This window comes from Burkholderia sp. BCC1999, from assembly GCF_905339975.1.
Classification (GTDB): Bacteria; Pseudomonadota; Gammaproteobacteria; order Burkholderiales; family Burkholderiaceae; genus Burkholderia.
In genome coordinates, this window is record NZ_CAJPHP010000001.1 from 113,385 (window position 1) to 138,367 (window position 24,983).

Here is a 24,983-nt window from a genome sequence, read left to right on the forward strand (position 1 = left end):
CCGTCGCGCAAGCGCGGCACGTAGAATCACGCCACCGGAATTCACCGGACGGGATTCAAGGAAAGACAATGAAAAGAAGCTGGATCGCGGGGGGATTGATTGCACTCGCCACCCACGGCGCATGGGCCGGGAACTGGGTCACGCTGGGTCCCGGTCCGGCTGTCGGGCTTGATGTCGATCCCGCGTCCGTCCAGCGTGGCCCGCTCAATTCGTGGGTGACGGTCAGGATCGCCTATGCCGAACCGCGCCGGTACTCGGCGCCGTTTCCAGTGCGAAGCATCGTGTCCGACTGGTCGTTCGACTGTGCGAACAAGACGTGGGCGATGGGCAAGACGATCATGACCGGAACACAGCCGGGCCAGACCCATGTTTCGCGCGAAGACCCGGACGATTACCGCTATGTCGAGCGCGATTCCATTCAGACGCTGGTCATGAATTATGTGTGCAAGCAATCCTGACGACGGCAATGCAGCTCGCGTTTCAGGCCGTTCGAGCGCCGTTTGGCTGTCAAAGGGAATCGTACGTTTTCGCGATGGCGCACGGTATCGATTCGTTTCCAGGGGCCGGTGCGATGGCGCACCGGCCCGACTCAGGGCGACGAATCAGTGCGTCGCGGCGGCCGCGACCGCATCGGCAGGGCTGCCCGGCGGCTGTCCCGTTTGCCGGCGCGACCGGCCTGAGCTCAGGTACGCGGCGATCGAATCCTGCGTGACCTCGCCGATCCACACGCCGTCGGGGTCGAGCACGGGCATCCACGACGCGCTGTACTGGTACATCTTCGACAGCACGATGCGCAGGTTGTCGTCTGCCGAGACACCGGCCGGGAACGGCGTCACGCGTTCGCCGCATACGCCGCCGCCGGCGCGTGCCGCGCGGCGCGTCACGTAGCCGAGCGCGCGGCCCGCGTCGTCGAGCACGGTCAGGTAACGGCAGTCGGTCTCGTCCATCACCGTGAGTGCGTGCGCGAGTGGCGTATCGACGCGCGCCGTTTCGGGCTGCGTGGCGGCGTCGCCGGCCTTCACGAGCAGCAGGCGCTTGAGCGTGCTGTCCTGACCCACGAACTGCGCGACGAACTCGTCGCGCGGGCGCGCGAGCAGCGTGTCGGGGTGATCGTACTGAACGAGCTGGCCGCGCCGGAACACCGCGATACGGTCGCCCAGCTTGATCGCTTCGTCGATATCGTGGCTCACCATGATCACCGTCTTGTTCAGTTGCCGCTGCATCTGGAAGAACTCGTTCTGGATCGATTCGCGATTGATCGGATCGACCGCGCCGAACGGCTCGTCCATCAGCAGCACGGGCGGATCGGCGGCCAGCGCGCGAATCACGCCGACACGCTGCTGCTGCCCGCCCGACAGCTCGCGCGGATAGCGTTTCAGGTACAGCTTCGGATCGAGCGCGACCATCGACATCAGATCGCGTGCGCGCTCGGCGCAGCGCTTCTTGTCCCAGCCCAGCAGGCGCGGCACGACGGTGATGTTCTCCTCGATCGTCATGTTCGGGAACAGCCCGATCTGCTGGATCACGTAGCCGATGTGGCGCCGCAGGTCGACTTCGTCGAGTTGCGCCGTATCCTCGCCGTTGATGAGCACGCGGCCCGACGTGGCGGCGATCAACCGGTTGATCATCTTGAGCGTGGTGGTCTTGCCGCAGCCCGATGGGCCGAGGAACACGCAGATTTCCCCTTCGGGCACCGACAGGCTCACGGAGTCGACCGCGCGTACGGCCTGGCCGTCCTTGCGCGTGAAGGTCTTGGTCAGTTGGTCGAGTTCGATCATGTCTTCTGCACTCCCTTCGGTGTCAATGCGCGCTGCAGCATCTGCAGCAGCCGGTCGGCGACGATCGCGAGCAGGCTCACGAGCACCGCGCCCACCAGTAGTTTCATCATGCTGCTTTGCCCGATCGCGCGCAGGATCAGCGTGCCGAGCCCGCCCGCACCGACCACGGCGGCAATCGTCATCACGCCGATGTTCATCACGACCGCGGTGCGCACGCCCGCGAGAATCACGGGCACCGCCAGCGGCAGATCGACGAGGCGCAGGCGCTGCCACGAGGTCATGCCGATGCCGGTGCCGGCTTCCTTGATCCCCGCATCCACGTTGTGCAGCGCGAGGTACGTGTTGCGCATGATCGGCAGCAGCGAATAGAGGAACACGGCCGTGATCGCGGGCGCGGCGCCGATGCCCAGGCCGAAGCGCGAGAAGAACGGGATCATCAGGCCGAACAGCGCGATGGACGGCAGCGTGAGCACGACCGTGGCGATGCCGAGCAGCGGCCCGGCGAGCCAGTCGTGGCGATTGATGAGGATGCCGAGCGGCACGCCCGCGACGATCGCACAGCCCACGGCGATCGCGACGAGCCACATGTGTTGCAGCGTGAGCTGCAGCAGCTCGGGCCAGCTCGAAGCGAGATAGTCGAATACGCTCATCGGGTCTCCTTCAAGGTAGCGGATGCGTGCGCAGGAACGCGTCGGCGACGTCGCGCGGCGACTGGCCGTCGAGGTCGACGGCCTTGGCCATGGCCTGCATCACGTCGTTGTCGAGTGCGGCCGACAGCGCGTTGAGCTGCGCGGCGAGTTTCGGGTTGCGCTCGAGCGTGTCCTTGCGCACCACGGGCGTCGCGTTGTACGGCGGGAAGAAATGCTTGTCGTCTTCGAGCGGCACGATGCCGAAGCCCTTCACGCGTCCGTCGGTCGTGTAGACGAGGCCGATCTTCAACTGGTTGTTGTGCAGCGCCGTGTAGACGAGCCCCGGATCCATCTGCTTCAGCTGCGCGCGGCCGAACTGCATGCCGTATGCGGCGAGCAGCGGCTTCAGGCCGTCGGGGCGGTTCGCGAATTCCGCATCCATGCCGAACACGTAGTGCTTTGCGGCCGGATCGGTCCGTAGGTGTTCGGCGAGCTGCGACACGGTCCGGATGCCGGTGGCCTGCGCGAGCTGGCTCGGCAGGCCGATCGCGTAAGTGTCGTTGAGCGGCGACGCGTCGAGCCACACGAGCCCGCGCGGCACGTCGAGCGCCTTGACGCGCCGGTACATCTCGTCCGGCGAGAGCTTGTCCTGGATCTTGTTGTAGACGAGCGCGGCGGTGCCCGTGTAATCCCACATCAGGTCGAACTGGCCGTTCTCCAGCGCGCTGCGTACGAGCGTGCTGCCGAGGCCCGAGCGGACTTCCACGTCGTAGCCGCGCGAGCGCAGGTACTGCGAGGTGACTTCCGCGAGCACGTATTGCTCGGTGAAGTTCTTCGCGCCCAGCACGAGCTTCGCGGCGAATGCCGGCGTGCCGGCCGCGAAGCACAACGCACCGGCCGCGCACAGGCGGGCGAGCGATCGAAACGTGCGATGGAGCGTCATGCCGCACCTCCGTGGCGCGCGAGCCAGTGGCGGCTGCCGGCTGCGACGATGCCATCCAGCACGAGCGCGAGGATCGCGGTGAGCGACGCGCCGAGCAGCAGCAGCGGCTGGTTGTCGAGGTAGATGCCGGGGAAGATCAGCGAGCCGAGGCTGTCCGCGCCGATCAGGTAGGCGAGCGGCGCCGTCCCGACGTTGATCGCGAGCGCGGTGCGCACACCGCCGACGATGATCGGCAGCGCATCGGGCAATTCGACGCGAACCAGCGATTGCCAGCCTGTCATGCCGATGCCCTTGGCCGCTTCGCGCAGCGCGGCCGGCACGTTCTTCATGCCTTCGTACGCATTGCGCGTGATGGGTAGCAGCGACGCGAGGAACAGCGCGACGATCGCGGGCACGTCGCCGATGCCGAAGATGCCGAGCGCGATGGCCAGCACGGCCAGTGACGGGATCGTGTTGCCGATGTTGAAGACCTGCATGAAGCGCTCGGCCTGGTGCTGAAATCGCGGCCGGCTCAGCAGCACGCCGGCCGGCACGCCCACGACGATCGCGAGCGTCATCGAGTAGACGACCAGCAGCATGTGCTGGCCCGCGTAGTAGGCGAGATCGTCCGCGCGCTGGTGGAACGTGTCGGCGCCGATACCGCGCGCCAATGCCCAACCGACTGCGATGATGGCTACCAGGCTGCCCACCAGCTGGACAGTGCGTCGAGTCATGAAGATACGCCTCCTCAATCCCGGTGCGGCACGCGCGCAGGCGCACGCCGCGATGACGCCGGATGGCGTCGCGATGGAAGTTCGTGATCCCGGCATGGCCGCGATTGAACTGACGGAAACAGTGCTGCCGGCTGCACGGATGTGCGGCTGGCGGTCGGGTGAACGCGATGCTGCGTTCGTCTGATTGTCAGGTTCAGCCCGGCGGCGCCGTAACGGCGAGGCGCGTTCGAGCAGGGCGCCGTCGAGTGAAGACGGCATGGATGCGGGCGGCTTGACGCCGACCGCTGGGACCGGTGGCCCCTTTGACGTGGCGAAACGGATGCATGCGCAACAAAGTGCGAAATGGCATCACGTTGCGCACGAGATCATGCGTTTTGTGATGAAGTTGGGGCGAGTATAGAGCAATCAAAAGATCGCGTCTACCTTGGGCGAGGCACGCGATCGTGCGACGTCATCGGGATCGATGACGTCATCGGTCTTCGTTAAAATGATTCGAAATCCAAACTATTTGGCGGCGCCGTCGTTCCGAAACGGAATATGCGAGCGGCGTTACGTGTCGATGTCGGCGTCCGCGCGCGGCGTCTTTCCCGTCCAGCGCCGGTACGCGTGACGGAAGCTGCGCGGTTCGCTGTAGCCGAGCCGCTCGGCGATCGCCGCGACCGTCAGCGTATGGTCGTCGAGCATCCGCGCCGCCTCGTCATGACGCACTTCGTCGAGCAGCGACTGGAACGTGATGCCATCCTTGTCGAGCCGCCTGCGCAGCGTGCGCTCCGTCAGGTGCAGCGCGCTCGCGAGCGACGTCATCGACTTGAAGCGCGCGAGGTCGCGTGCCATCAGCTCCTTCGCGCGATCGGCGAAGCGCGTGCCGACCGACGCGGCCCACTGTCGTTCGAGCACTTCGCACTGGCCATGCAGCGCATTGAAGCTGACTTCGTTCGCGAGACGCGGCGCTTCCGTGCCGTTCACCGACGTGAACACGAGGCGGTTGTCGGCCGCATTGAATGCGACCGGACAGGCGAAGTGGCGCGTGTAGTCGGCCGCGTTGCGCGGCGTGCGTCGCGCGAGCTGCACCTGTTCCGGCCACACCGGCTTGCCGACGAGGTCGGACACGATCAGCCTCAGGCTCGACAGGCACATGTCGACCTGGAATCCCTCGAGATCGGGGTCGCCGTTGTAGCGGCCGATGGTCACGCTCATGCCATCCGCGTGCGTATCGATACGTACGTCGAAATACAGCCCCATGAATAGCGGAAATTGCCCCATGCAGCGGAACGCCTGCATCACGGAGCCGCTGATCAGCATCGCGTAGCCGGCGAGGCCGAGCGTCGACACGTGCAGCCGCGCGCCGATCGACAGCCCGATCGACGGTACGCCGCTGCAGCGCAGCAGGTTGCGGAAGCAACGCTGCTCCTGGCCGCGATTCACGTGCAGGTTCGGCGACGCGACTTCGTCCGCGCCAAGCCCCGTGCCTTCGAGCAGCGCGGCGCCGTCGACGTGCCGCACGCGGCACTCGTCCAGCGCAACCGCGATCGCGTGGACGGTGGCCGGAATATCTTCCTGGCGCCCGGCCGGGCGCGCGAGGCCGAGCGACGTGCGCAGGCTGCGCTCGGCCCGGCTCTGGTTTCGTTGGGAGCGGCTGCCCATGATGCCGATACGGTGACGGGGTCGCGTAGAACATAGCCGGAATGTCCGAAAAATGCCAGTGCGGCACAGTAGCATGCAGGGACGGACGGTGCGATGCACGACACCGTGTCCGAAAATATCCCTCGATTACGTCCGCATTTCTCATTCGTCCTCGATTTTTTGGCGCACCACACTTTCTTCCAGTCGTGCCCCGCCGGCAGCGCCGGACGCACGCGTGTTGAGGTCATGAACGCCACCGAAGTGAGGACAGCATGGACAACGACAGGCCAGGTCGAACCGCATTCGCCGCCGCGACGCATGATGTCGGCGCGCCCGCGCATCGGGGTGACCCGGACGAACGCCGCAAGCCGCACCTGCTCGGCCTCTCGACGCTCGTGATCTTCGGCCTCGCATACATGCTGCCGATGACGGTGTTCACGACCTACGGCCTCGTCACGAGCGAGACGAACGGGCATCTGACGGCCGCGTATGCGGTCACGCTGGTCGCGATGCTGTTCACCGCGCGCAGCTACGGCCACATGGCGCGGCTGATGCCGAGCGCCGGTTCCGCCTACACGTTCGCGAGCCGCAATTTCGGCACGTCGGCCGGCTTCATCGTCGGCTGGGCGTTGCTGATGGACTACCTGTTCATCCCGATGATCAGCTACCTCGCGATCGGCATCTACATGAAGCAGATTGTCCCCGGCGTGCCGGCCAGCGTGTGGATCGTCGGCAGCATCGCGCTGATCACCGGGCTGAACATCGTCGGCATCCGGCTCGTCAACCGCGTGAACCTGATCCTGATCGCGAGCCAGCTCGTGTTCATCGCGATCTTCGTCATCGCATCGGCGCGCGTTGCGGCAGGCGAAGGGCTGTCGATGGCCGTCGCATTGCCGTCGTCGGGCGATGCGCGCGCGATCTTCGCGGGCTCCGCGATCCTGTGCCTGTCGTTCCTCGGCTTCGATGCGGTCACCACGCTGTCGGAGGAGACGCGCGAGCCGCGGCGCACGGTGCCGCGCGCGATTCTGCTGTGCACGCTGGCGAGCGGCCTGCTGTTCATGCTGATCGCGTATGTCGGGCAAGTGGTGTTTCCCGACTGGCACACATTCAAGGATCTCGATTCGGCCAGCCTCGACCTGATGCGGCGCATCGGCGGCGGCACGCTGTCGGCGTTCTTCGTCGCCGTGTACGTGGCCGGCTGCTTCGCGAGCGCGATGGCCGGGCAGGCGAGCGTGACGCGCGTGCTGTTTGCGATGGGCCGCGACCGCGTGCTGCCCGAATGCGTATTCGGCCGCTTGCATGCGCGGCTGCGCACGCCGGTGCGCGCGACGCTCGCGGTCGGCGTCGTGTCGCTATCCGCGCTGTTCATCACGCTCGATCTCGCGTCGACGATGATCAGTTTCGGTGCGCTCGTTGCGTTCGCGATCGTGAACCTGTGCGTGATGCGCAGCTATCTGGGCCGGCCCGAGCATCGCCGCTTCGTGGGCTGGATCACGTTCGGCGTGATGCCGGCGATCGGCTTCGTGATGAACGTGTGGCTCTGGTCGGGACTGTCGCGCCAGACGTTCTACGTCGGCATCGGCTGGCTCGTGCTTGGACTCTGCCAGCTCGTGTGGCTGACGCGCGGCTTCACGCGCCCGGCACCGACGCTGTCGATGAATTGAATGACCGGCCGCGCGGCGCCGGTTCTGAAACCTTGAAGGAGGAGTGACCATGAATGCAGTTGACGTCAATCTCGATGCGGATCTGCAGGCGCTCGGCAAGCGCCATCTGCTGATGCATTTCACGCATGCCGATGCGTACCGCGAGAACGCGCTGACCGTGTTCGACCGCGGCGAAGGCTGCTGGCTCGTCGATCGCAACGGCAAGCGCTATTTCGACGGGCTGGCCGGGCTGTATTGCGTGCAGGTCGGCTACAGCCACGGCGCGGAGATCGGCGACGCGATCCGCGAGCAGATGGTGCGGCTGCCGTTCGCGACCAACTGGGGTGTCGGCCACGAGCCGGCGATCCGGCTCGCGCACAAGCTCGCGGCGCTCGCACCCGAAGGTCTGAACCGCGTGTTCTTCACGTCGAGCGGTTCGGAGTCCAACGAATCGGCGATCAAGCTGGTGCGCCAGTATCACCAGTCGCGCGGCGAGCCGCAGCGGCGCAAGTTCATCGCGCGTCGCGTCGCGTATCACGGTACGTCGTTCGGCGCGCTCGCACTGAACGGGATGACGAACTTCCGCAAGCATTTCGAACCGCTGATGTCGGGCGTGCGGCACGTGGGCAATACGAAGCGCTACGGCCGCCCGGCGGGCGAGACGGAAGCGCAGTTCACGCGCCACCTGCTCGACGAGATCGAATCGCTGATCGTGCAGGAGGGGCCGGATACGGTGGCCGCGATCGTCGTCGAGCCGTTGCAGAACGCGGGCGGCAGCCTGACGCCGCCGGCCGGCTACGCGGCAGGGCTGCGCGACATCTGCGACCGGCACGGCGTGTTGCTCGTCGCGGACGAGGTGATCTGCGGGTTCGGCCGGCTCGGCGAATATTTCGGGTCGGCGCGCTACGGGTTGAAGCCGGACATCATCACGTTCGCGAAAGGCATTGCGTCGGGCTACGTGCCGCTCGGCGGCGTGATCGCGAGCGACGCGGTCGTCGACACGGTGCTCGACGGGCCGCAGCAGATGTTCCTGCACGGCGCGACGTACGGCGGCCATCCGGTCGCATGCACGGCAGCGCTCGCGAACCTCGAGATCATGGCGCGCGAGCGCGTACTCGAGAACGTCCGCGACAACGAAGCCGTATTCCGCCAGACGCTCGACGGCCTGCTCGAGTTGCCGTGCGTCGGCGACGTGCGCGGCGACGGCTACCACTATTCGCTCGAACTCGTGACCGACAAGGCCGCGCGTCGCTGGTCGGCCGGCATCAGTGCGCAGGCGTTCGTGTCGACGCTGCTCGCGCCCGCGATCTTCGATGCGGGGCTGCTGTGCCGGGCCGGTGTCGATCACGAAGGCACGCCGATCGTGCAGTTCTCGCCTCCGCTCGTGATGTCGCGCGACGAGATCGTATGGTTCGTCGCGAAGATCCGCGACATCCTCGTCGACACCTACGCACGGGCGACACGCTGAGCGCTGCGTTCTTCATTTCAGGAGCATTCGATGCGAACCTCGCAACAGTCCTATATCGACGGCCAGTGGCTCGATCCGGCCGATGCACGATCGATCGACGTGATCGACCCGGCCACCGCGCGGCCGTATGCGCAGCTCAGGATCGGCGGCGCGGCCGACGTCGATCGCGCGGTCGGCGCGGCGAAACAGGCCTTCGACACGTACTCGCGCTGGTCCGTGGACGAGCGCGTCGCGCTGTTGAAGCGCGTGCTCGAGATCTACCAGCGCCGCTACGAAGAGGTCGCGCAGACGATCAGCCAGGAAATGGGCGCGCCGATCGCGTTTGCGCGTGCGGCACAGGCTGCCGTCGGTACCGCGCACCTCGAACAGACGATCCGTGCGCTGCAGTCGTTCCGTTTCAGCACGCAGACCGATGCGCTACTGGTGTCGCACGAACCGATCGGCGTGTGCGCGCTGATCACGCCGTGGAACTGGCCGATCAACCAGATCGTCTGCAAGGTCGCGCCGGCGCTCGCCGCCGGTTGCACGATGGTGCTCAAGCCGAGCGAGATCGCGCCGTTCAGCGCGATCCTGTTCGCGGAGATCCTGCACGAAGCCGGTGTGCCGCCCGGCGTGTTCAACCTCGTGCATGGCTACGGGCATGAAGTGGGCGATGCGCTGTCGCGGCACCCGGATGTCGACATGGTGTCGTTCACGGGCTCGACGCGCGCCGGTGTCGAGGTCGCGAAGGCGGCCGCCGATACCGTGAAGCGCGTGCACCAGGAGCTTGGAAGCAAGAGCCCGAACCTGATCCTGCCCGACGCCGATATCGAGGATGCCGTCACGCGCGGCGCGCGCAGTTGCTTCAGCAACAGCGGCCAGTCGTGCAATGCGCCGACGCGCATGCTTGTGCATGTCGATCATCTGGCGCTCGCCGAGCAGGCGGCGCGGCGCGAAGCGGAACGTACCGTCGTTGGCGATCCGCGTTCGACGGAAACCGGCATTGGGCCGGTCGTCAGCCTTACGCAGTTCGACCGCATCCAGCACTTCATCCGGCTCGGGATCGAGGAAGGCGCAACGCTCGTCGCAGGTGGCCCCGGCCGTCCGGAAGGGCTTGGCGACGGGTTCTACGTTCGGCCGACGGTGTTCTCGAACGTCGCGCCGGACATGACGATCGCGACCGAGGAGATCTTCGGGCCGGTGCTGGCGATCATGACCTACCGGACCGAAGAAGAAGCCGTCGCGCTCGCGAACGATTCGGTCTACGGGCTCGCGGCTTACGTGCAGTCGAAGGATCTCGAGCGGGCGCGCCGCGTCGCGGCAAGGCTGCGGGTCGGCAACGTCCACATCAATTACCCGGCGTGGAACCCGGCCGCGCCGTTCGGCGGTTACAAGCGTTCGGGCAACGGGCGCGAGTATGCGGAGTTCGGTCTCGTCGAATATCTGGAGACGAAGGGCACGACGGGGTACGCTTGAGCGGCGCGCAAGCGCGCTGACCGGGTGACGGCGTCCTGCGGGACGCCGTACCTTTTGATCGATTGCGAGGAGGTCGACGATGCAGGTTTCGCAGATGAACGACGGCATGCGCGGGGAGGGCTGCGCGCCATGAAGATCCTGATCGCCCGGATGAACCACGAGACCAACACGTTCTCGCCGGTGCCGACGCCGCTTGCCGCGTTCGGCCGCAACGGCCCCGACTGGGGCGAGGAGGCGTATCGCGCGAACCACGGGATGCGCACGGCGATGGCCGCGTTCATCGACGCGGCGGCGCGCGAAGGCGCCGACGTCGTGACGCCCGTGTCGGCGGCCGCGAACCCGAGCGGGCCGGTCGCGGCCGACGCGTATGCGGCGATCTGCGACGCGATCGTCGCGGCCGCGCCCGGTTGCGACGCCGTGATGCTCGACCTGCACGGCGCGATGGTCGCCGAGCAGAGCGCGGACGGCGAGGGCGACCTGCTCGCGCGCGTGCGCGCGGCGCTGCCCGACGCGCCGATCGCGGTCGCGCTCGACCTGCACGCGAACGTCACGCAGAAGATGATCGACCATGCGGACGTGATCGTCAGCTTCAAGACTTATCCGCACGTCGACATGTACGAGACCGGCGAGCATGCGGCGCGCGTGCTGCTCGAGCGGATCCACGGCCGTGCCCGGCCGGTGCTCGCATGGCGGCGACCGCCGCTGATGACGTCGACGCTGCTCAGCGCGAGCGCCGAAGGCGCGATGCGGCGCGCGGTGGAGGCCGCGCGCGCGGCCGAAGCTGACGGGATGCTGGCGGTATCGGTGCTTCCCGGGTTCTCGCTCGCGGACATTCCCGCGCCGTGCATCAGCGTCGTCGTGGTCGCCGACGGCGACCGGGCCGCGGCCGATGCGGTGGCCGAGCGTATCGCGCGGCAGATCTGGGATGCACGCGAAGAATTCGTGTACCGCAGCGCGCCGCTCGACGAATCGGTCACGCAGGCGGCGGCGCTCGCACGTGGCGCGGACCGCCCCGTACTGATGCTCGATCACGGCGACAACTGCATGTCGGGCGGCCCATGCGACACGATGGACTTGCTCGAGGCTGCGCTCGCGCACGGGCTCGACGGCATCGTCAGCGGGCCGTTGTGCGACCCCGAAGCCGTCGCGGCGCTGATCGACGCGGGCGTCGGTGCGACGGTCACGGTGCCGGTCGGCAACCGGCTGCCGTCGCATGGCGGCATGCGGCGCGAACCGTTCCGTGCGACGGGCGTCGTGCGCGCGATCACCGACGGCGAATACGTGATCACGGGGCCGACGTACACGGGGCAGCGTGCGTACATGGGCCGCGCGGCCGTGCTCGACATCGGCGCGGCCACGCTCGTCATCACCGAGCGCACGCAGGAACCCTGGGATCTCGGCGTGTTCGAGAGCGTCGGCGTCGATCCGCGCCGCGCGCGCTTCCTGCTGCTGAAGTCGCGGATGTATTGCCGGCCGGTGTTCGTGCCGATCGCGGCCGCGCTGGTCGAGTGCGACAGCCGCGGCGTGACGGGCTCGGACTATGGGCTGTTCCGCTACGAGCGGCTCGCGCGGCCGGTTTATCCGCTCGACGATGTCGCACAGTGGGAGCCGGGCGCGCGATCGGCAGCGTGACGGACCGCGACGCGAGACGCCGGATTTGCGCGCTTTCCGGCATCATGCGATGGCATCGACCCGTCGAGCAGCAGGGTCGTGCCATCCATTGCGTCCGCAACCGATCCGGAGAACCGACCGCCATGCATTCGAATCCCTTCCGCCTGCGCAGCGCGCGCCTGCTCGCCGCGCTGACCCTCGCCACGACGGCCGTTGCCGTACACGCCGCCGACTGGATCGTGTCCGGCAACGACGGCAAGTACCAACGCGTCGAGGGCCGCGACACCTATCTGCCTTCTCCGCCCGCCGACACGCTGACGCTGCTCGACGCGAGCACGTTCCCGCCGAAGGTCGCACTGCAGGTCGACGTCGAGAACGGCATCCAGGGGCCGCCACAGGCCGTCGCGATCACGCCCGACGCGAAGCTCGCGCTCGTCGGCGCGCCGACGCGCTACGACACGGCCGCGAAGCAGCTCGTGTTCGACACGTTCCTGCAGGTCGTGAAGCTCGACGCCGCGCCGCCCGCGATCACGCGCATCGAGCTCGGCTCGCATCCGCAAGGGATCGCGATCGACCGCTCGGGCCGGCTCGCGCTCGTCGCCAATGTCGACGGCAGCGTGTCGATCCTGCGCATCGACGGCACGCAGGTGACACTCGACGGCAACCTGAAGATCGGCAAGAAGCGGCTGGCCGGGATCAGCTTCACCCACGACGGCAAACACGCGCTCGTGTCGCTGCGCGACGAGCAGGGCGTCGCGGTGCTGAACGTCGACGACGGCAAGGTGACCGACAGCGGCACGCGCCTGAGTACGGGCGTCGCGCCCTACACGATCGACGTGTCGAGCGACAACCGCTGGGCCGTCGTCAGCAACGTCGGGCTGGCGGGGCTGCCGGGCTATACGGGCACGCTCGCGGGCGATGCCGATTCGATCGCGCTGATCGACGTATCGCGCGTGCCGTTCCGCACGGTCCAGTACCTGACGGTGCCGTCGCTGCCGGAAGGCGTCGCGATCTCGCCGGACGGGAAATGGATCGCGGTGCAGGCGATGGACGGCTCGAACCTGACGCCGGACAACCCGGGCCGCCACAAGCTCGGCAAGGTGCTGCTGTTCGCGATCCGCGACGGGCAGGCCGCGAAGGTGAGCGAGTTGCCCGGCGGCGAGGCCGCGCAAGGCATCGTGTTTACCGCCGACAGCCGCCATGTGATCGTGCAGTTCAACGTCGAACGGCAGCTTGCACTGTATGCGGTAGAAGGCGGCAAGCTGCGCGATACGGGCAAGCGGATCGCGCTGACGGGCGGGCCGTCGTCGTTGAGGACGCTGCCGCGCTGACGCGCACGGCATCCCGTTCATTCCTCTCTGCGAGTTCATGCGGCGCCCGGATTCGCCGGGCGCCCGTCGTTGCACGCCCTTCTGCGCGGGCGCTGCAACGCAACAAATGGTGGCAATTTGTACCCAAAGCCACTTAACGACCGATTGTTTAGTTAAACAAGCTGAAAACTCGGGAAACTTCCTGTAGTGAATAAACAGTTGTTGCGGCACTGTAAGCCACTGGGAAGGATGTGACATTCCCGGAAACAGGAGGAGGGGGCGACGGTTGTGGCAGCAACGATCGTCGCTGCGTACATGCATGTGGCAATCGGCGCGACGTCGCCTCGAGGGCATCCGGCGTCGCGTCGCGCCACGCGACGCCGATATGCCGCGCCAGGCCACAAGCATGGCGGCGCTTCGAACTATCATCGACGCCGGATTAATCGTTTTAATTAACGGTACTAATCAAAAAATGAAAAATCCACGATTCTTGCTCGTCGCTGCACTGACCTGTGCAGCGCTTGCCGCGTGTGGCGGAGACGACGTGAACAGTGTTCCGACGGCCAGCAACGGCGCCGGCGATACGCCGTCGACGCTGCCGCCGACCGCTGGGCCATCCCAGCCGTCGCAGCCCGGCCAACCGGCGCCGCCCAAGCGCGTCAACATGCAGCTGACCCAGTTCGTCAACCCGCTTATCGGCACGCAGGTCAACGCGGATTCCGGCTACGCGGGCAACGTGAGCCCGGGTGCGATGGTGCCGTTCGGCATGGTGAACTTCGGGCCGAACACGCCGCGCTACAACTTCAACGGCTCGGGCGGCTACCTGTCGTCGGGCGGCTCGGGCGGCACGATCGACTTCTTCAGCGTCACGCACCTGAGCGGCGTTGGCTGCCCAGGGCAGGGTACGGTCGCCATGCTGCCGACCGATGCGGCGACCGCGGTGGCGTCGGGTGGCCGGCCGATCGGCATCGGGTACAGCTACGCGGATGAAACGGCCCAGCCGGGGTATTACAAGGTGCGCCTCGCGAACGGTATCGTGACGGAGCTGAGCGCGACGGCGCGCTCCGGCATCGCGCGCTTCACGTACACGAACAAGGACAAGGGCTTCTTCTCGATCGATGCGAAGCTGAACGGCAACAGCGATTCGGGCAGCACGAAAGTCACCGCGAACAACGTCTCGCTGGCGCTCGCGAGCGACGGCAAGTCGCTGAGCGGGCAGGCCGTGGCGCCGGCATTCTGCACGCCGTACGGCACGGTATGGAATGCGCCAGTGTATTTCTACGCGACCTTCGACAAGCCGCTGCGCAAGCAGGCCGGCGCGTCGTCGGTGAACACGGCCAGTAACGGCGCGGCGACGCTGCAGTTCGACCTGACCGATGCGGACAGGACGGTGACCGTGAAAGTCGGGATCTCGTCCGTCAGCATCGGGAATGCGCAGGCCAACCTGAAGGGCGAGGGTGAAAAGCTCGCGTTCGACGACGCACGGACGAACGCATCCGGCTTGTGGAACGACCGGCTCAACACGATCCAGATCGACCAGGCCGCGAATCCGTCTTCGCTCGATGCGACGCAGAAGGCGAACCTCACGAAGTTCTATACCGCGCTCTATCGCGTGTTCGGCACGCCGACGCTCTACAGCGACGCGAACGGCGAATTCCGCAGCATGCGTCAGCCGAGGAACGCGGACGGCAGCTATCCGAAGTCGGTCGACCAGACCGGCACGATCCCGCCGCGCGCGACGGCGAAGGTCGGCGACTACGCGTTCCGGCGCGCCGACGGTTCGCAGGGCGGTGCAGGCGCTCACTACACGGGCTTCTCGCTGTGGGACACGTACCGGTCGCAGGCGCAACTGCTGGCGATGCTCGCGCCGAAGGAGTCGAGCGACATGATGCAGTCGCTTGTTGTCGACGCATTGCAGTGCGGCGCTTTCCCGCATTGGGTCGACGGCAGCGACGACTCGACGCCGATGGCCGGCGACAACGCATTGAACGTGATTGCCGGCGCGTACAAGTTCGGCGCGACCGACTTTGATCTGGTGTCGGCCGCGCGGCTGACGAAGCAGTCGGTGTTCGATCCATCGAGCGCCTGCAACGACCGCACGAGTGCGGCGGGGCTCGCCAATTTCCTGACGGCCCACTACCTGTCGCAAAGCGACGACGGCCATTCGTCGTCCGCGACGATCGAGCGCGTGCTGAGCGACCGCTCGGCCGCGGCGTTCCTGCAGGCGCTGCCGGCCAGCGTGCTGAACGCGCCGTCGGTCGGCGTGACGCCGGACAACATCGGCACGCTGTACACGCGGGCGGGATGGTGGCGCAACATCTTCGACTACACGAACAAGGTGATCGCCGCGCGCAACGCACCGCCGTCCGGTTCCGCGCCCGGCACGCTGGGTACGCTCGTGCAGGGTTCGTTCCACGAATCGACGGAACCGAACTACTTCTGGACCTTCGCGCAGGACTGGACCGCGCTGATCGACGCGATCGGCGGCAAGCAGGCGGCCGTCACGCGGCTGAACAACCTGTTCGCGATCACGACGCCATTCTCGACCGTGCCGGGCTCCGCCGACCTGAACGGCGGCGAATCGTCCACCAACCTGTACATCGGCAACGAACCGTCGCTCCAGTCGCCGTGGGGATACAACTGGGCCGGCCAGCCGAGCGGCGCGCAGTACATCCTGCCGATCATCATGTCGAAGTCGTTCACGACCGCGCGCGACGGCCTGCCGGGCAACGACGACATGGGCGCGACGTCGAGCTGGTACGTGTGGGCCGCGCTCGGCATGTTCCCGGTCATTCCGTCGGAAGCCGGGCTCGCGTTGTCCACGCCGCAGTTCGGCGGGATCACCGTCTGGCTCGGCAACGGCAAGACGCTGCGGCTCGAAAGCGACAAGCAGGTCGCGATGGACGCGTCGGGTCATCCGTCGTTCGCGTATATCCGGTCGCTGAAGGTCAACGGCGCGGACTATGCGGGTTCGTGGCTGCCGCTGGGCACGATCGCCAACGGCGGGACGATGACCTACGCGCTGTCCGCGACGCCGACGCAGTGGGCGGCCGCCGACAACCTGACGCCGCCGTCCGGGCCGAACGCGGACTACACACGCATGACGGCAGGCACGTCATCTTCTGCCATGCGACTGGGCCAGGCTGGCGCGCACTGACGACGACACCATCAGGGAGGAACGCAACGTGACATCGAAAGAACGCCGCAAATTCCTGTCCTACGGTGCCACGCTGGTCGGCACGAGCTGGCTCGCGGGCTGCAATGGCGACATCGATTCGCCGGCCGCCTCGTCGGGCATGCCCGGCGCCGACGGCCCGGCAACGGTCACACCCACCGTACCGGGCGTGCCGGCCGACCCGGAGCATAGCCTGCTGGCTGCGCAGGACCTCGCGCAGAACTGGACCTTCGCGCCCGCAAGCAGCCTGCCGGGTGCGGGCGGTGCGCAACTGTCGGGCGCGGGCGGCATGACGGGCATGGCGCCCGCGACGGTGCCCGGCACGGTGCTCAACAGCATGATCGTCAACGGCAAGTATCCCGATCCGTTCTACGGTCGCATCGTCACGGACACCGTTCCCGATACGCTGAAGGACACCGACTACTGGTACCGCACGACCTTCGCGGCGCCGGCGCGGCGGCCGGGGCAGCGGTTGTGGCTGCACTTCGGCGGCGTCAACTACTGCGCCGAGATCTGGCTGAACGGCGCGCTCGTCGGCCGGCTCGAAGGGGCCTTCAAGCAAGGCGCATTCGACATCACGCGGCTCGTGCCGCAGGCGGGCGGCGCAGCGAATCTGGCGGTGCGCGTCGTCAAGCTGGATTTCTCCGAAGGGCCGCTGCTGCCGAATTACAAGAGCGGCGTGACGCGTGGCGGCCGCAACGGCGGCCCGACCGGCGTCACGCTGAAAAACGGGCCGACCTTCTTCTGCTCGGCCGGCTGGGACTGGCTGCCGACGATTCCCGACCGCGATCTCGGCATCTGGCAGCCGGTCCGGTGGTTCACGACCGGCGCGGTGCGCATCGCCGCACTGAATGTCGCTCATACGCTGTCGGCCGATCTCTCGCGCGCCGAGTTGCGGCTCGATCTCGAACTGGACAACGGCTCGGGCGCCGATCTCGTCGCGACGCTGGTCGGCAGCATCGGCAACGGCGCGACGTTCAGCCATGACATCGCGATTCCCGCATCGACTACGACGACGAAGGTGTCGCTCACGTCGTCGGACATCGCGGCACTGTCGATCAGGCAGCCGCGCCTGTGGTGGCCGAACGGGTATGGCGACCCGAATCTCTACGCGGTGACGGTGGGGCTCAAGGTCGGGCGCGTGCTGTCCGACGAGCGCAAGTTGAACGTCGGCCTGCGCCGCATCGAGTATTCGCGCGATATCGGCATGGGCACGCAACTGAGCATCACCGTCAACGGCCTGCCGATCCTCGTGATGGGCGGCAACTGGGGGCTCGACGAAGCGTTGAAGCGCATCCCGCGCGAACGGCTGTTCAACCAGGTGCGACTGCATCGCGACGCCAACCTCAACCTGATCCGCAACTGGAACGGGCAGAGCACGAGCGACGATTTCTTCGACGCGTGCGATCGCTACGGGATCCTGGTGTGGCAGGACTTCTTCTTTTCGACCGAGGGCGACGGTTCGGGCGCCGCCAACGTGCCGCGCGATCTCGCCAACATCCGCGACGTGATCGCGCGCAACCGTCATCGTCCGTCGATCCTGCTCTGGTGCGGCGGCAACGAGGGCTCACCGCCGCCGGCGCTCGTGAAGGGGCTCGACGCGCTCGTCGCCGAGCTCGACCCGCAACGCCTGTGCCTCACGAGTTCGGCGGGCGATACCGGCGCCGGCGCGGTCAACGGCTATTCGTCGGGCGGCCCGTACAACTGGGCGTCGCCGCAGGCCGCGTTCAGCCGTGGCTATGGCACGACGTCGATCGCGTTCCACAACGAAGTCGGTTCGCACTCGATTCCGACACTCGAATTCGTCGAATCGATGCTGCCGCCCGGTTCGTACGAATGCCCGGACGACTTCTGGGCCGACCGCGACATGAACGGCAACGGTGCGTACTACGCCCAGGTCGGCGAGCAGGGCGGCGCCGGATATATCGCGATGACGGCGCTGCGCTACGGTGCGATCCGGAATCTGGCCGACTTCGTGCGCAAGGCGCAGATGATGAACTACGAGTGCATCCGCTCGATCTACGAGGCGAATGCAGCCGTGATGATCGGCCCCGTGGCCGGGAAGATCACTTCGCCGGCCACCGGCGTGATCATGTGGATGACGAACCCCGCGCAACCGAGCTTCGTTTGGCAGATGTACAGCCACGATCTCGAGGAGCACGCATCGTTCTTCGCGGTTCGGCACGGCTGCCGCCGCGTCAATGCGATCCTCGATGCGAATACGTCGGACGTGACGATTGCGAACCACACGGCGGCGGCCGTCACGGGCCGCGTCGAGATGCGCGTGTACAACCTGGACGGCACGCTGAGCAGCCGGACCGCCGCGGATGTCGGCGGCGTGGCGAAGGCGTCGTATCGTGTGGTGGCGAACCTGAAGGCGGCGATCGCTGCCGCGAAATCCGACGTGTGCATCGTCGCGCTCGCGCTGACCGATGCGGGTGGCAATGCGATCGCGGAGAACGTGTACTGGCGGCAGCGCGACGGTGGCGACACGACTTACACGTCGCTCGATGCGATGCCGGCGGCGGCAGTGGCCGTCAGTGCGACGGCATCCGAGGCCGACGACGTGACGACGCGCATCACGGTCGACGTCGCGAACGTCGGGGCGGGCATCGCGTTGATGACGCACCTGCAGGTATTCGACCCGTCGACCGGTGCGCGCGTGCTGCCCGCGTTCTACAGCGACAACTACCTGAACCTGGTGCCGGGTGCGAAGCGGCGGATCACGATCGACCTGCCACATGCGAGTGGCGCACCGGTGTCGCGCGTCGCGCTGCGCATCGACGGGTGGCGGCTCGATCGTCCGAACTGCAAGCTGGGGCTCGGCGGTGTGCCGGTCGTCTTCAACGAGCGTGCGCTGGCGGTCGATCCGGCAGTGGCGACGTTCGCGGCCTGCTGACGTGCGTTACGGACGCAGCAGATCGAACCCGCCGAACACGACGACACCGCTCAACGCGATCATCGCGACGGAGTGCTGGCCGAAATAGAGAATCGCGGCGGCAAGCCACGTCGTGATGCAGAAGGCGCCGATGCGGGCCATCGTGTGTTCCTCGAATGCGTGATGAATGGAGCGCGCCGCACGGCGTTCGCCGCTCGAACCGGCGAGCGGGTCACGAAGGCGACGGAAAAGGCGACCCGCTGCGCCGCGATTGCGGCGTCGGCATGTGTGGCATGCCGCGCCTGACAGGGCGGGAGTCGAAACCGACGACGTTGCGCGCGGGCGCCCGAAGGCGGTCGACGCGCGATGCCGGCCGGCGAAGCCGCAATTTTACCAGCGCCGCCGTGGCGCTAATCTGGCCCTTTCGCGCATGGAATGCGGCGATCTGCGCGGCATTCGTCCGACCCCTACACTCAAGTTTCGTGTGACGAATGCCGTAAACGAGTTGGAAGGCATTTCCCGCCCCGTCACGATTCGCTTACCGACACACACGGACCGACACGATGCAGATCGATCTCTCCACGACCTCGCGCGCCTCACTGGCGGACAGCAGCGTTACCGCAAACACGTCGGCCGTCCCGGCCGCGGCTTCGTCCGCCGACGGCACGACGGTTGCCAAGGGCAGCACCGGCACGACGGGCAGGAGCAGCACCACCGGCACGAAGGCGGCGGCCGGCGACACCGGCGAAACGCTCGGCGCGGCAGGCGCATCGTCGGCGGAGGATCCTGCCGTCACCCAGTTGAAGGCGCTGATCGAGCGGCTGCAAAAGCAGCTCGCGACACTGGAGCGGCAGATGGCGGACGCGGCCCAGCGCGCGAAGGACGACCCGTCCGCGGTCATCGAGCAGCAGACGCTGGGCGCGGAAGCCAGCTCGATCTCGGCGGCGTTGTCAACGGCGATCTCGCAGCTCGCGGCGGCGCTCCAGAAGTCGGGCAACTCGTCGTCGGGCGGGCTGGTGTCGACGCAAGCCTGACGGCTTCGGGCTGCGCGGCCGTCACGGCTGCGTCGGCCACACGCATTACAATCGCAAGCTCGTCTCCCTCGAAAGGACGGCAGAACGATGAATGCGGAACTCGACGACGACGAACTCGTCCGCTTCGACGCCCATGGCGGCACGCCGCTGCCGGCGGCCGATGCCGAAGGCTGGCTGGAACACGACGGCGCGCGCATCTGGCACGCGTCGTTCGGCCATGGCCCGCCGGTCGTGCTGCTGCATGGCGGCCTCGGCCACGGCGGCAACTGGGGCAACCAGGTGCCGGCGCTGCTCGCGGCCGGCTATCGCGCGATCCTGATCGACAGTCGCGGCCACGGTCGCAGCACACGCGACGCGCAACCCTATTCCTACGAACGCATGGCGTCGGACGTGCTCGCGGTGCTCGACGCGCTGCACGTCGACCGTGCGCGCTTCGTGGGCTGGAGCGACGGCGCGTGCATCGCGCTCGTGCTGGCGGCCCGCGCACCGGAGCGCGCGGTGGGCGTGTTCTTCTTCGCGTGCAACATGGACCCGGGCGGCACGAAGGAGATGGTGCCGGGCCCGGTGATCGAGCGCTGTTTCGCGCGGCACCGCAAGGACTACGCGCGGTTGTCCGCGACACCCGATCAGTTCGACGCATTCGTCGCAGCCGTCAGCGAAATGATGCGCACGCAACCGAATTACAGCGAGCGGGATCTCGCGGCGATCGCGGTGCCGGTGGCGATCGTGCAAGGCGAGCACGACGAATTCATCCGGCCGGAGCATGCCGCGTACCTGGCGCGCACGATTCCGGGCGCGACGCTGACGATCCTGCCCGGCGTGAGCCATTTCGCGCCGCTGCAGCGACCCGCGCGATTCAACGCGGCGATGCTGACGTTTCTCGACCGGTTGGCGGGGTGATCGTACGCGGCAGTCGGCTGCCGCCGCCGTTTTCCGACAACGGCTACCTGCTGTTCTCGCGTGGCATCGACCTCTGGCAACCCGGCGTGTCCGAGTTTCTCGAGCATCACGGTTTTCCTGCCGTACACCAGCCTTGACCCGCATGGCGGCCGAGCCGCGAGCGCGGCAGGCGCGGCGACACCCATGGCGATGTGTCGTGTCGCATATCTCATAAGATTTTCTTTAGGCTCGCGCAACATATCGTCGATTGTTGGCGGCCGGCCGGCAGCGGATAGTCCTGCTTCGACAGGCCGGCACGATCGCCGTGTGACGCGTACCGGCCTGTTGCTCACGCAACCATTCGATACCAAAGGAACCGCAACCATGCGATTCAACGTGACACGCTTCGCCGCGACGCTGCTCGTCGCCGCGTGCGCAATCACAACGGCCGGCCGCGCGGCCGCTGCCACTGCCGCGCAGGACGACCTCCACGACACCGTGACCCGCCACATCGCGCCACTGATGAAGCAGTACGCGATTCCCGGCATGGCGATCGGCATCGTCGCGGACGGCAAGCCGTACGTGTTCGACTACGGCGTGATGTCGAAGCAGACCGGCAGGCCCGTCAACGGCGATACGCTGTTCGAGATCGGTTCGGTCAGCAAGACGCTGACCGCGACGCTCGCGTCGGATGCGCAGGAAGGCGGCGAGTTGTCGCTGGCAGACCCGGTCGCCAAATATCTGCCCGAACTGCAGGGCAAGCCGTTCGGCGTCGTCACGCTGCTCCAGCTCGGCACGCACACGCCCGGCGGGACACCGCTGCAGGTACCGGACAGCATCCGCGACGACGCCGGCCTGATCCGCTATCTCGACGCGTGGCGGCCCGAGTATGCGCCGGGCACGCACCGCAAGTATTCGAACGTCGCGATCGGCATGCTCGGCTGGCTCACGGCGAAGGCGATGCACAAGGACTTCGCGACGCTGATGGAGCAGCGGCTCTTTCCCGCGCTCGGGATGACGCACACGTACATCAACGTGCCCGACGCACGCATGGCCGACTACGCGCAGGGCTATACGAAGGACGGCAAGCCGGTCCGGATGACGCAAGGCATGCTGTGGCAGCCGGCCTACGGCGTGCGGACCACGGCAGCGGACCTGTTGCGCTTCGTGCAGGCGAACATGGGGCTGATCCAGGCGGCGCCGCGCCTGCAGCGCGCGATCGATCGCACGCACACCGGTTATTTCCGCGCGGGCCCGCTGACGCAGGACCTGATCTGGGAACAGTATCCGTACCCGGTCGCGCTGCCGACGCTGCTTGAAGGCAACGCGCCGAAGATGCTGTACGACGCGGTACCGGCCAGCGCGATCAAGCCGCCGCTGGCGCCGAACCCGGCGACGTGGATCAACAAGACCGGCTCGACCGGCGGTTTCAGCACGTATGTCGCATTCGTGCCGTCGAAGCGGATCGCGATCGTGATGCTCGCGAACGGCAGTGTGCCGATCGAGGACCGTGTGAAGGCTGCGTACGGGATTCTCGGCTCGCTTGGCGACGGGCGGTAACGTTTCCACGGGCGGGCCGGCGATGTTGCCCGGTCCGGCCCGCCCCGCCCCCAAAAAAGCCGATACCTGTATCGGCGCGCTTCTGCAAAACGAAATACGCGCATCGCATCCCCTGAGCAGAATCCGGGCAGATCTCCGGGCCTATCCGGATAGTCCAGTCAGGGGGAAACATGAGGAAGACCACTCTCGCGCGGCTGCTGTGCGGGCTGACCTTGGTCGGCGCGCTCGGCGCGTGCGGCGGCAACATGGATGGCTCGGGCGGCACCGGCAGCGCGTCGACGAACGCGGCCGGCGGTACCGACAACGGCAAGGGCAACAACGGCACGCCGCCGGGCCAGCAGGTCACGAACCGTGCGCTCGTGATCGAGCTCGACGGCGTCACTTATGCGGCGCTCGCGGCCGGCATCGCGGGCGGCACGTTGCCGAATCTCGCGAAGCTGCAGGTCGCGCCCGCGTATAGCGGCGGCGTCAACGGCCAGCTGTCGCAGCAACCGAACCTCGATACGCCGAGCTGGGCCACGCTGCTCACCGGCGCGTGGGGCAACCGTCACCAGGTGCTGTCCGATGCACCGAACCAGGCGCTGCAGGCGCCGACCGCATTCGACACGCTGAAAACCGCGAACGCGGGCCTGCTCGGCGCGGCAGTCGGATCGCCGGCGCTCGCGACGCTGCTGACGGCCGGACGCAACGCGGGCAGCCTCGACACGCTCGCGAATTGCGCGGCGGTCGACAGCTGCGTCACGCAGCAAGGCACGACGATGATCCAGCAGGGTTACTCGCTCGTCGTCGCGCAATACCATTCGGCGCAGGATGCGGCGCTGAACTACGGCCTCGGCGCAGCGGCGTATGCGAACACGCTGAAACAGCTCGACGCGGCCGTCGGCGCGCTCGTCGCCGAAACCGCGAAGCGCAACAAGGAGAACTGGCTGGTCGTCGTCACTGGCGGCCATGGCCTGAACGCGGCCGGCGGCAGCGACGGCCTGCCGCTGCTGTCCGAATCGACGACTTTCATCGCGATGAACCAGGCCGACAACGGGCGACTGGGCAGCGCCGCGCAGCCGGCGTCGCTGGCCGACCTGCACACGCGTGCGAGCATCGCGGACATCGCGCCGACCGTGCTCGCGCAGTTCGGTGCGCTGCCCGCGGCGTCCGCGTACGAAATGGACGGCGGCGAACTGATCGGCGCGCAGCCGGTGTCGCAGCTCGCCGGTGCGGCGAGTACCGACGGCCACAGCGTCGTGCTGACGTGGGCCGCGCCCGCGAGCGGCGCGATCGCGGTGTACCGTGCGGGCCAGCAGATCGCGACGCTGCCGGCCGGCACGACGACCTATACCGACAGCGATCTCGGCCTGACCGCGGCCGGCACCTACAGCTTCGACTACGTGGTGACGGCTGGCGGTGCACCGCTCGGCAGCATCGCGCGGATCGCGTACGTGCCGCCGCCGCCCCCGCCGCCGCCGCTCGCGACGACGCTGAAGAACGGCCTCGCGTCGTACTACCCGTTCGGCGCTCTGCCGGCCGTCGATGCATTGAACGCGAGCACGATGGGCCCGTTCTCGGCCGCCGCGAACGGCGGCTCGCTGAGCGCCGATCCGTTCGGCGGGCAGGCGCTGCAGGTGACGACGCAGACCGTCGATACGAACGGCTATGACGGCTACAAGCTCGTGCAGAACGCCGACATCACGACGCAATCGCAATTCACGATCGGCATGTGGCTGAAGACGCCGTGTACCGACGTGGTCGGCTTCGGAACACCGGTGTTCGCAAACAAGAACTGGCAGAGCGGCAAGAACGCGGGCATCGCGATCGGGCTGTTCCCGCAGGCATCGGGCGCGCCGTCGGGCACCTGCAACATCCAGTACAACGCGGGCGATGGTTCCACCCGCAATGACCTGAAGACGATGAGCGTGAGCGCGAACCAGTGGGTGTATGCGGCGTTCGTGATCGACACGGTCGGCAAGACGATGACGGCCTACACGTTCGATCCGGTGCTCGGCGAGCAGAAGCAGAGCACGCCGCTGACGGTGTCGGTGGCCGCGCTGCCGGGCCTCGGCACGAAGACCTTCGGCGTGAACGAGGACGGCACGGGCCAGTACCACATGCTTGCGTGCGGCTACCCGGCGAGCCACTACAGCGGCGGCTACACGGTCAACGCGTGCACGACGGTCAAGCCGAACGTCGAGAGCTTCTCCGACGTCGCGATGTGGAACCGCGTGGTGACCGAAACCGAACTGCAGTCGGTCGCGGGCTCGGGCAAGCCGCTGTCGACGATCCTTCACTGACG

Annotated in this window: 19 protein-coding genes; 13 read left to right on the forward strand and 6 right to left on the reverse strand. The window is 67.2% G+C overall.

Going from position 1 to position 24,983, the window contains the following annotated elements; translation table 11 throughout:
- The first annotated feature begins 68 nt into the window (after positions 1–68).
- Positions 69–458 (forward strand): surface-adhesin E family protein, encoded by a 390-nt coding sequence (locus U5809_RS00520; RefSeq protein WP_322085025.1) that lies wholly within the window; start codon positions 69–71, stop codon positions 456–458.
- A gap of 144 nt (positions 459–602) precedes the next feature.
- On the opposite strand, the gene U5809_RS00525 is transcribed toward U5809_RS00520, so the two are convergent.
- From U5809_RS00525 to U5809_RS00540, 4 genes are read right to left on the reverse strand one after another with little or no spacing between them, the layout of a single operon-like run.
- Positions 603–1,778: an ABC transporter ATP-binding protein gene (locus tag U5809_RS00525; protein ID WP_322085026.1), complete on the reverse strand. Its 1,176-nt coding sequence runs from the start codon at positions 1,776–1,778 to the stop codon at positions 603–605.
- Complete coding sequence (locus U5809_RS00530; RefSeq protein WP_282512172.1) at positions 1,775–2,428, reverse strand: ABC transporter permease; 654 nt, start codon at positions 2,426–2,428, stop codon at positions 1,775–1,777. The genes U5809_RS00525 and U5809_RS00530 overlap by 4 nt, the downstream gene beginning before the upstream one ends.
- Positions 2,429–2,438: 10 nt before the next feature.
- Positions 2,439–3,350, reverse strand: coding sequence for a glycine betaine ABC transporter substrate-binding protein (locus tag U5809_RS00535; RefSeq protein ID WP_322085027.1), 912 nt, complete (start codon positions 3,348–3,350; stop codon positions 2,439–2,441).
- The gene (locus U5809_RS00540) at positions 3,347–4,063 is read right to left on the reverse strand and encodes an ABC transporter permease (protein WP_322085028.1); all 717 of its coding nucleotides are present in this window, start codon (positions 4,061–4,063) and stop codon (positions 3,347–3,349) included. The genes U5809_RS00535 and U5809_RS00540 overlap by 4 nt, the downstream gene beginning before the upstream one ends.
- On the opposite strand from U5809_RS00540, the gene U5809_RS00545 reads away from it, so the two are divergent.
- The gene (locus U5809_RS00545; RefSeq protein WP_322085029.1) at positions 4,062–4,247 is read left to right on the forward strand and encodes a hypothetical protein; all 186 of its coding nucleotides are present in this window, start codon (positions 4,062–4,064) and stop codon (positions 4,245–4,247) included. The two genes, U5809_RS00540 and U5809_RS00545, sit on opposite strands and share 2 nt — an antisense overlap.
- A 365-nt stretch (positions 4,248–4,612) precedes the next feature.
- Here the strand turns inward: U5809_RS00545 and U5809_RS00550 are convergent, their stop codons facing one another.
- Positions 4,613–5,707 (reverse strand): AraC family transcriptional regulator, encoded by a 1,095-nt coding sequence (locus U5809_RS00550; protein WP_322085030.1) that lies wholly within the window; start codon positions 5,705–5,707, stop codon positions 4,613–4,615.
- Positions 5,708–5,958: 251 nt separating this feature from the next.
- Between U5809_RS00550 and U5809_RS00555 the strand changes: the two genes are divergently transcribed.
- The 7 genes from U5809_RS00555 (at position 5,959) to U5809_RS00585 (ending at position 19,247) form a co-directional block, all read left to right on the forward strand.
- Entirely contained in the window at positions 5,959–7,350 is a 1,392-nt protein-coding gene (locus U5809_RS00555) for an APC family permease (RefSeq protein ID WP_322085031.1), read from the forward strand.
- 49 nt (positions 7,351–7,399) lie between these two features.
- Complete coding sequence (locus tag U5809_RS00560; protein ID WP_322085032.1) at positions 7,400–8,797, forward strand: aspartate aminotransferase family protein; 1,398 nt, start codon at positions 7,400–7,402, stop codon at positions 8,795–8,797.
- Positions 8,798–8,827: 30 nt separating this feature from the next.
- Positions 8,828–10,252, forward strand: a complete 1,425-nt coding sequence (locus tag U5809_RS00565; protein ID WP_322085033.1) for an aldehyde dehydrogenase family protein — start codon at positions 8,828–8,830, stop codon at positions 10,250–10,252.
- A 129-nt stretch (positions 10,253–10,381) separates the two neighbouring features.
- Positions 10,382–11,884 carry a M81 family metallopeptidase gene (locus U5809_RS00570; RefSeq protein WP_322085034.1) on the forward strand — a complete coding sequence of 501 codons (1,503 nt, stop codon included), beginning with the start codon at positions 10,382–10,384 and terminating at the stop codon, positions 11,882–11,884.
- 122 nt (positions 11,885–12,006) lie between these two features.
- Positions 12,007–13,194, forward strand: coding sequence for a beta-propeller fold lactonase family protein (locus U5809_RS00575; RefSeq protein ID WP_322085035.1), 1,188 nt, complete (start codon positions 12,007–12,009; stop codon positions 13,192–13,194).
- A 523-nt stretch (positions 13,195–13,717) separates the two neighbouring features.
- Positions 13,718–16,330, forward strand: a complete 2,613-nt coding sequence (locus U5809_RS00580; RefSeq protein WP_415877918.1) for a GH92 family glycosyl hydrolase — start codon at positions 13,718–13,720, stop codon at positions 16,328–16,330.
- A gap of 28 nt (positions 16,331–16,358) precedes the next feature.
- Positions 16,359–19,247, forward strand: a complete 2,889-nt coding sequence (locus U5809_RS00585; RefSeq protein WP_322085036.1) for a glycoside hydrolase family 2 protein — start codon at positions 16,359–16,361, stop codon at positions 19,245–19,247.
- 6 nt (positions 19,248–19,253) lie between these two features.
- Here the strand turns inward: U5809_RS00585 and U5809_RS00590 are convergent, their stop codons facing one another.
- The gene (locus tag U5809_RS00590; RefSeq protein WP_006405345.1) at positions 19,254–19,388 is read right to left on the reverse strand and encodes a hypothetical protein; all 135 of its coding nucleotides are present in this window, start codon (positions 19,386–19,388) and stop codon (positions 19,254–19,256) included.
- Between the two features lie 401 nt (positions 19,389–19,789).
- Here U5809_RS00590 and U5809_RS00595 point away from each other — a divergent pair, with 401 nt between their 5' ends.
- The 4 genes from U5809_RS00595 to U5809_RS00610 all read left to right on the forward strand — a co-directional run bounded on the left by U5809_RS00595 (position 19,790) and on the right by U5809_RS00610 (position 24,981).
- Positions 19,790–20,260, forward strand: a complete 471-nt coding sequence (locus U5809_RS00595; RefSeq protein WP_322085037.1) for a hypothetical protein — start codon at positions 19,790–19,792, stop codon at positions 20,258–20,260.
- An 87-nt stretch (positions 20,261–20,347) separates the two neighbouring features.
- Positions 20,348–21,160: an alpha/beta hydrolase gene (locus U5809_RS00600; protein WP_322085038.1), complete on the forward strand. Its 813-nt coding sequence runs from the start codon at positions 20,348–20,350 to the stop codon at positions 21,158–21,160.
- Positions 21,161–21,523: 363 nt separating this feature from the next.
- Positions 21,524–22,699 (forward strand): class C beta-lactamase, encoded by a 1,176-nt coding sequence (gene ampC / locus U5809_RS00605; RefSeq protein WP_322085039.1) that lies wholly within the window; start codon positions 21,524–21,526, stop codon positions 22,697–22,699.
- Between the two features lie 170 nt (positions 22,700–22,869).
- Positions 22,870–24,981, forward strand: a complete 2,112-nt coding sequence (locus U5809_RS00610) for a hypothetical protein (protein ID WP_322085040.1) — start codon at positions 22,870–22,872, stop codon at positions 24,979–24,981.
- The last annotated feature ends 2 nt before the right edge of the window (positions 24,982–24,983 follow it).